Consider the following 9,159-nt stretch of genomic DNA (forward strand, 5'->3'; position numbering starts at 1 on the left):
ATCCATTTTTTAGCATTCAGTTTATCAAGTTTATTTACAAAAAAGGATTAATTTTTTATGATTATCAACAAAATAAATGGTTGTTTGATTTATCAGAAATAAAAATTTTGGCAGGGAGTGGGGATGTAGTTGAATTGATGGCTACTGAAATTAAAAAATTACCATTAGAAACTCAAGAATTATTAAAATTAGCAGCTTGTATTAGTAATAATTTTGACTTAGAAACTCTCTCAATCGTATATGAAAAATCCCTGTCAGAAACGGCTTTGTCTTTGTGGGATGCTTTATCAGAAGAATTGATTTTACCCAGAGATGAAACTTACAAGTTTTATCAGGGAGAACACTATGATAATTTTCCCGAAATAACAAATATAGAAACACCGATTTATCATTTTCTCCACGACCGAGTACAACAGGCAGCTTATAGTCTAATTCCGGAACCAAACAAGCAAGAAACTCATTTAAAAATTGGCAGGTTATTGTTGAAAAATACGGCGGATGAAGAATTAGAAGAAAAAATATTTGAAATTGTGAATCAACTGAATTATGGTGTGGAATTAATTACAGAAAAAGATGCTAGGGAAGAGTTGGCAAGTTTAAATTTAAGGGCAGGAATTAAAGCCAAATTATCGACTGCTTATAAATCAGCAATATCTTATTTACAGACAGGAATAAATTTATTAACTGAAAATAGTTGGCAAACCCAATATCAATTAACATTGGCATTACATGAAGAAGCAGTAGAAACTAACTACTTAAATGGTGACTTTTCAGAAATGGATAAATTAGTTGATTGTGTATTAAAAAAAGCTAATAATCTCTTAGATAAAGTTAAAATCTATGAAATACAAATACAAGCTTGTGTGGCTCAGACTAAACTGCAAGAAGCTTTAACTATTGGCTTATCTGTTTTGTCACTTCTTGGGATTATCTTTCCCGCAAATTTAACTCCATCATATATTCAAGAATGCCTCAAAAAAACTAAAAGAAACTTGAGGGGAAAAAGTATCTCTGAACTAATCAATTTACCATTATTAGAAGACTCAGAAAAATTAGCATCAATCCGGATTTTATCATCACTTTTTTCGATCACATTTGTTTACAAGCCAGAGTTATTTCCCCTAATTATATCTGCACAAATCAATTTATCTTTACAGTCAGGAACATCTCCATTCTTTGCTTTTGCTTGTTCCAACTATGGTATGATTTTATGTGCTGTAGAACAAGATATTGATACTGGATATCAGTTTGGTAGACTTGCTTGTGAACTATTAGAAAAATTTAACAGTAAAGACCAAAAAAGCAAAGTATTTCAAAGTGTTTACAATGGCATAGAACATTGGAAAATCCATGTCCGTGAAACTTTTCCTTATATACTTGAAGGTTATAAAACTGGTTTAGAAACCGGAGATTTAGAGTTCGCTAGTTATTGTATTCATCATTACTGTTGTTACTCTTACTTGTTAGGTATATCCCTTAATGAACTAGAGTCAGAAATAGAAAATTATAGCACTTCTCTCGGAGAAATTAAACAAGAAAATGCCTACTATTATAATCAGGTTGTTCATCAAGCTGTGATAAATTTACTTGAGGCTGTAGAAAATCCTGAGTTATTATCAGGTAGTGCTTTTGATGAAAAAAAATTGATTTCTTTTTATGAAAATATTAATGATAACTATGGTTTATTTCAAATCTATTTTCATAAATTAATTCTCTCTTATTTATTGGGAAATTTTCAGCATTCAAAGGATTATGTGGCACAAATAGAAAAATATCTTAACGGCGGTGTTGTCGGATTATTTTATTTTCCAGTATATCACTTTTATAGTTCACTAGCTCTACTAGCTTTTTACTCTAATTCAACAGTTGCAGAACCAGATAAAATACTAGAAAAAGTAACAGCTTATGGCGAAAAAATGAAATTCTGGGCACAACACGCACCCACAAATTATTCCCACAAATACTATTTAATAGAAGCAGAAAAACAAAGAATATTAGGAAATAAAATAGCAGCTATCGAAGCTTACGAACAAGCGATCGCTCTCGCTACAGAAAATCAATATATTCAAGAAGCAGCTTTAGCAAATGAACTCTGCGCCAAATTTTATCTAGACTGGGGAAAAACCAAAATTGCTCAGACCTACATGATCGAAGCATACTATGGATATAATAATTGGGGAGCGCTAGCTAAAGTAAGAGACTTAGAAAAACGATATCCACAACTACTAACCACAGTGTTAGTTTTCTCTCCTGAAAAAAACAACCTCATCAACAGTATTAACTACACCCAGAACTCTCGATCTAATAGAGAAAGTATCTTCGATCTAGGAACTGTACTCAAAGTTTCTCAAACTTTGTCTGGAGAAGTGAAACTAGAAAATTTGCTCTCAACCTTAATTCAACTAATGATGGAAAATACGGGGGCGCAAAAATGCGCTCTGATTCTCCTCCAAGAGCAACAGTTAATACTTGAAGCAATGACTTATGTTGTAGATACAGCTATCCCTAGCGATCATAACCAATATCTCCAAAATTTCGAGCTACCCCAAATACCGGTTTCCGTAAGTCAAGAGTTACCCCAAGCATTAATTAATTATGTTTGGCGAACTGAAAAATTTCAGGTATTTAATGATGCTACTACAGAAGCAACATGGATAAATGACGCTTATTTGGAACGACAGCAACCTAAGTCTATATTATGTACTCCAATTATTAAACAAGGTAAACTTATAGGGATTATTTACTTAGAAAACAATTTAACAACAGGTGCATTTACTGCTGAAAGATTAGAGCTATTAGAAATGATTACTACCCAAGCAGCTATTTCTCTAGAAAATGCTTTTCTTTACGATACTTTAGAAAAAAATGTTCAAGAATTAAACGAAAAAAATCAACGTATAAATAAAACGTTGGAAAAATTAAAACGTACTCAAGCTCAACTAATTCAAACCGAAAAAATGTCATCTTTAGGGCAGTTAGTTGCTGGAGTTGCTCACGAAATTAATAATCCAGTTAGCTTTATTTATGGCAATATAGATTATGCTCAAGAATATACTAAATACTTATTAGATATAATTTCAATATATCAAAAAAAGTATCGCGAACCTATGGATGAAATTAGAGATATTTTGGGAAATATGGAACTAGATTTTTTACTTAAAGATTTGCCCAAAATATTAACCTCTATGAAAGTAGGAGCTGAACGAATTAAAGAAATTGTCAAATCTCTACGGAACTTTTCTCGTCTGGATGAAGCTAAAGTTAAAAATATAGATATACATGAAGGAATAGATTCTACTTTAATGATTGTCCAAAGTAATCTCAAAGCTAAACCCTATGAATCGGAAATTAAAGTTATTAAAAATTACGGTCAATTACCTGAAGTTAGATGTTATCCGGGAGAGCTTAATCAGGTATTTATGAATATTATTGGTAATGCTATTGATGCACTAGAACCCATAAGAAAATCATCAAACAATTTGTCTCCTAAAATTACTATTACTACAGAAATAGAAGTTAAAAATAAAGTCATAATTCGGATTGCTGATAATGGTATAGGTATGACTGAGGAGGTACAAAAGCGCATATTTGACCCTTTTTATACCACAAAACCAGTGGGAAAAGGAACAGGGTTAGGTTTAGCAATTAGCTATCAAATTGTTCTAGAACATCATAAGGGAAATTTAGAATGTATTTCTGCTCCCGGTGCAGGTTCAGAATTTATAATTTCAATTCCTTTTTGAAGGAAGAGGTGTAAGCATTCAGCTATTAGCTGTCAGATATTCCTGCGGAATGCACTTCCATTCAGCAAACCCTATCTAAACTTTAAAGCTATTTTAAAGTTTAGATAGTCAGATTCAATTTCTGAGTTGGTTTATCTGCTTTTCCTGTGCTAAAAAAGTAGAATCAAGAAAGAGAAATTATTACTAACTATGAAAATTTTAGTATTAAATGCAGGTTCTAGTTCCCAGAAAAGTTGTTTGTATGAAATTACTACACAAAACTTACCAGAAAATCCACCAAAACCAATTTGGGAAGCAACCATTGACTGGACTGCTAATCAGAACTATGGCATCCTAGAAATAGAAGCAAACGGAGTTAAAAAAGACTTCAAACTTAACCCCGAAAAACGCCAAGAAGGTATTTCTAAAATGCTAGAAACTCTCAGTCAAGGTGAAACAAAAGTAATCGAAAAATTATCCGATATAAATGTCGTTGGTCATCGAGTAGTTCATGGCGGTTCAGAATATTCAGAAGCAACCTTCGTTACCGATAAAGTCAAAACAATAATTAAAAATCTTATCCCTCTAGCACCTAATCATAATCCTCATCATTTAGAAGGAATAGAAGCTATTAAAAAAATCTTAGGAGATGTTCCTCAAATAGCAGTATTTGATACAGCATTTCATAGTCAAATGCCAAAAGAAGCTGCCGTTTATCCAATTCCTTATCAATGGTTTCAAAAAGGAATTAGACGGTACGGTTTTCATGGAACAAGTCATAAATATTGTTCTCAAAAAGCAGCCCAAATATTAAATAAACCATTGGCATCTTTACGCATAATTAGTTGTCATTTAGGTAATGGTGCTTCCTTAACAGCAATCCGAAATGGAATTAGTATTAATACTACTATGGGATTCACTCCATTGGAAGGATTAATGATGGGAACTCGCAGCGGTTCAATTGATTCAGCAATTCTTATTTATTTGATGCAAGAATATAATTTTGATGCCGAAAAATTGAATAAAATGCTGAATCAAGAATCAGGTTTAAAAGGAATTTATGGTAAATCAGGAGATATGCGTTATATCATTAATGCTATGGAACAAGGAGACGAACTTGCTCAATTAGCATTTGATATTTATATTCATAAACTTCGTTGTTGTTTAGGAGAAATGTTAGCTTCTATTGGTGGTTTAGATGTCTTAGTATTTACTGCTGGAATCGGAGAAAATTCCGCAATTATTAGAGAAAAAACTTGTGTAAATTTGGAATTTTTAGGATTAAAAATTGACCATAAAAAAAATACTAAACCTACTATGAATACTGATATTTCTGCCTCAGATAGCCAAATACCAATTTTAGTAATACATACACAAGAAGATTGGGCGATCGCTTGTGAATGTTGGCAGAAAATTAGTCAAAAAAAGTCCTGAAAAAGTTATATGATTTTTTAAATGTTTATTACACAGAATTTACCCAAAGAAACCCGGTTTTTACAAGAAACCGGGTTTCTAGGTTCCCCCTCTGTAAGTTTTGTAAGTATTAAAATTTTTACTTTTCAATTTAGACTTTTAGATTATTCAGATAAGGTGGATTAATAGAGTAAAATCACGATTATGTACAATGAAGACCTTAACCTACAAAATATTCAGCCAACCGGAGAAAGTCCTCTGGACTATATAGGAGAAGAACCTCCAAAACCAGACCCAGAGGAAATGTTACCATTACTAACATCCTCAGAGCCTTCCCAACGAATGATGGCCGCGCGAGCTTTCTGTGAACTTCAGGACGAACGGGCAATCCCCCCATTAATTAAACTTTTGCAAGATGATTGTCCATTGATACGAGTAAGTGCTGCTTATGCTTTAGGCCGTAATCCTAGTCCAGATGCTGTGGAACCTTTAATTAAACAGTTAAGTCTTGACTTTAATGGCTATGTTCGTAAAGGTATAGTTTGGGCCTTGGGTAATTGTCGCGATCGCCGTTCTCTAGAACCTTTAGTAGATGCTCTCCGGACAGATATTCCTGCTGTCCGCTTATGGTCTGCTAGTTCTTTAGGACAAATGGCCAAAGTAAGTTACGAGGTTGTGGTAGGGGGAATACCACCATTGATTGAAGGGTTGAGACGAGACTCAATGATTGTAGTCCGCAGTAACTGTGCATGGGCCATTGGTCAGTTGTGTCGAGAATTACCTTCTAATATTGTTTATGCTGGTGCAATTGATGCTTTGATTGAGGCATTGGAGGAAGATGAGGATATGGGGGTACGGGAAGATGCGAAGTCTTCTTTGTTACGAGTGGGAGACCCCAGGGGATTACAAGTTATTGAAGATTTAGCAATGGATAATTAATAATTAATAATGGATAATTACCTTTCTATGCTTTACTAAATCATTAATTAGGGTTTGCTGAAAAAGTCTTTTAGTGGTGGGGAGGAGCCAGAATCGAGCAATCCGGCAATTCAGGAGGAATGGGAATCATAGAAGAAGTAGCCAGAAGAATTTTCAGAGTAATTTTCTACCCCTCGAAATGCCCAAAATCCTTGATTTTTTAACGTGAGACATCTAAAAACTAACACTTTATCAGTACCTGAAAAGTCTCAAACCTTTACCTATAAAAACTTTGAGATTTATTCAGCAAGCCCTAATTAATTAATGATTCGATAAACAACAATCTTGCCACTTTTTCAAAATAGACAATAGGCAAAAGTTTTAGAGTTTATTTCTAGTTTTTACAGCAGATTTCGGACAAATGAAGTACAAAGCTTCAATAATTAATAATTACCTCTTCTTCTTCCTTCTTCCTTCCTTTAAATTATATTTTCCAACACAACTAACAAACGTTGAATTTGTTTTTCCCAAGTTAAATTTTGCATAAAATTCACAGCATTACTACCCTTAACTTTAGCATTTTCTGAATCAGAATAAACTTTTTCTAACATTTCTACTACCTCTTCAACATCAGATTCTCCCCAACCTTCTACACCTGGAAAATGAGGAGTAGGTTTGACAGATTTTTGAGAAAGTAATGGATAACAATGAGAATTATTAATAATATCTAAATGCCCAGTATTAGCAGAAATAATTGTGGGAATACCACAGGCAAGACTTTCCATTGCCACAAGATTTGTACCACCTTCGCAACGATTTGTAAATATAGCAACATCAGCTTCTCGTAATATTTGTCCGACCATATAATTAGGAATAGCACCAACATCAATAACTGCATTTGTAGGAATATCATTTGCTAGTAACCATTCAGTAATTTGTAAACATTTATTTTGACTAACTTTAGGTAATCCGACAACATTTCCAGTTTTTTCAATTCCTACCATAAACTGAGGCCAAAAATTATGCCAAGCTGTTATTAATAATGCTTCTGGATGACGTTTTTGGAAAATTTTAAAAGCTGCTATGACAATATCTTGACCTTTACGATATTCTAGTTTTCCACCAGAAAAAATAACAAAGCGATCGCTAAAAGTATTAGATTTAGGTGCTGGATGAAAAATGGTTTGGTCGATACCTTGGAGAACTTTTTGTACAGGTTTTATGCCATTACTTTCTAAGACATTAGTATTCCAAGTAGAACCTGTAATAATTAAATTGTATGTTTGGGCGCAATTTATTTGTTCTGAAGTAAATTTAGTATTTTCTGAAAAAATAATTCCTATATTTTGGTTTCCTAAAAGATTGTTACTGACAGAAAAATTACTACTTAATGCGTGTAATATTGGTACATTAAATTTGATTTTTTTACCTTGGTGATTCTTCAATTGATTTTGCAGATTTTTTTGCTCATTAAAAGCTGGATTTAGTAAAGCTTGATGCACAGGGTTTAAGGTTCCAGGTTGAATAGAAGGAGGTGTTAATAATAAGGGTTGATATTCTGAGTTTTTAAGTAGTTGAAGAGTAAGATTAATGCCATAGATACCCCAACCACTGTGATTGTTTAACGGCCAGTTAATTCCAATTTTTTTCATTATTTCAGAAGTATAAGTTTGAAAATTATCAGGTTCTTCAACCTTACTATTAGTTGCTGTAATTTCTGGAATAAAAGCAGAAGTTTGTAGATTTTTTTCAGAAGTTATAAAGGTGGATGGAGCTGTTTTTTTATGTTTGCTAGATTTATATTGTGCTAAAGATTTTTGAATGGCTTTGTCTGGTAGTTTAATAGCCTTTATTTCAGAAATTTTATTGGTAGAAGAATTATTATTTAGGAAATTTTCTAAGCTCTCTTTAACTTGCTTCAATACACTATTCCAATCTCCTATTTTTTGTTGTCTAAATAATCTCATTGTTGGATACCAAGGACTATCTTCTCTGTCTGTTAACCAACGCCATTCAGAATCAAAATTTAACATTACCCAAACTGGTTTACCTAATGCTCCTGCTAAGTGAGGAATAACTGTATCTATTGTTATTATTAAATCTAATTGTTTTATGGCTGCTGCTGTATCAGCTAAATTATTAAAATATGAACCTAAATTATGTATCTGAGTTTGAGACTTCAACCATTCTAAATCTTTGCCTGAGACTTCTTTTTGTAAAATGTAAAAATTGACCTTATCTATACTTAGAATTTCTTGTAAATATTCAATGGAGCAAGAGCGTAGTTTACTGGTGTCACTGGTACTATTTGTTTGCCAGCATATTCCCACTTTGAGATTTTTTTTGGGAGCAGTTGGAATAGTAAAGTCGATTGATTTTGGTATAGATAAATAAGGAATTTCAGCAGGTATAGTTTCTAAGGTAGTTCCAAAAATTCTGGGTAAGCTCATTAAAGGTATTTGTAAATCAAAGTCTGGTAATTTTTCTCCTCTAATTAATAATTCATCTATTCCTGAGACAGTAGTAAAAATTAATTTTAATGGAACTTTATTACATTCAACAATGACACGACCTCCTAATTTTTTTACTAGAGGAATATAGCGGATAAATTGAATAGAATCTCCTAAGCCTTGTTCTGTATAAACCAATAAATTTTTACCCTGAAAGTTTGAACCATTCCATAGAGGTTGAGAGAAATTACGAACGATAAAACCTTTCGTTTTCCACCGCCATTCATATTGAGAAAAACCGGGAATAAAATTTCCCTGTTTCAACAAAATACCTGCTAAACCAAAGTTACTATTTACATAATTTTTGTCTAATTTAAGAGCTTCTTCATAACATTTTTGAGATTCTGTAAGTTCTCCTAGTGTAAAAAATATTGACCCTAGCTCATTATATACTTCAATATAGTCTGGGTTGAGTTCTAGAGATTTTTGATAATGTTTAATAGCAGTTTCAAAGTTACCTTTATCTCTGAAAATTTTTCCTAAATTTAAGTAAGCTTGACTATAGTTAGGATGCCAAGTAATAACTTGATGTAAAAGCTCAATTGCTACATCATTTCTACCTGCTAAATGTTCTAGTACAGCCAATAAATGAAGTA

The 9,159-nt window shown here is 32.7% G+C and carries 4 protein-coding genes; 3 read left to right on the forward strand and 1 reads right to left on the reverse strand.

Annotation, left to right across the window (positions count from 1 at the left end):
- The 3 genes from VKJ25_RS17525 to VKJ25_RS17535 form a co-directional block, all read left to right on the forward strand.
- A partial coding sequence (locus VKJ25_RS17525; RefSeq protein ID WP_324237925.1) for a trifunctional serine/threonine-protein kinase/ATP-binding protein/sensor histidine kinase occupies positions 1–3,743 on the forward strand: 3,743 nt, incomplete at its 5' end.
- A gap of 189 nt (positions 3,744–3,932) precedes the next feature.
- Positions 3,933–5,156 (forward strand): acetate kinase, encoded by a 1,224-nt coding sequence (locus VKJ25_RS17530; protein ID WP_324237926.1) that lies wholly within the window; start codon positions 3,933–3,935, stop codon positions 5,154–5,156.
- 183 nt (positions 5,157–5,339) lie between these two features.
- Positions 5,340–6,074, forward strand: coding sequence for a HEAT repeat domain-containing protein (locus tag VKJ25_RS17535; protein WP_324237927.1), 735 nt, complete (start codon positions 5,340–5,342; stop codon positions 6,072–6,074).
- Between the two features lie 458 nt (positions 6,075–6,532).
- Here the strand turns inward: VKJ25_RS17535 and VKJ25_RS17540 are convergent.
- Positions 6,533–9,159, reverse strand: a 2,627-nt coding sequence (locus tag VKJ25_RS17540; protein WP_324237928.1) for a tetratricopeptide repeat protein, incomplete at its 5' end; no start/stop codon positions are given.

The sequence above is a fragment of the Okeania sp. genome, assembly GCF_035285525.1.
GTDB lineage: Bacteria > Cyanobacteriota > Cyanobacteriia > Cyanobacteriales > Microcoleaceae > Trichodesmium.

What these genes read in the sequence shown, in the direction of transcription:
- VKJ25_RS17530 (WP_324237926.1), top strand. Translation starts at nt 3,933, where the DNA reads ATGAAAATTTTAGTATTAAATGCAGGTTCTAGTTCCCAGAAAAGTTGT.
- VKJ25_RS17535 (WP_324237927.1), top strand. Translation starts at nt 5,340, where the DNA reads ATGTACAATGAAGACCTTAACCTACAAAATATTCAGCCAACCGGAGAA.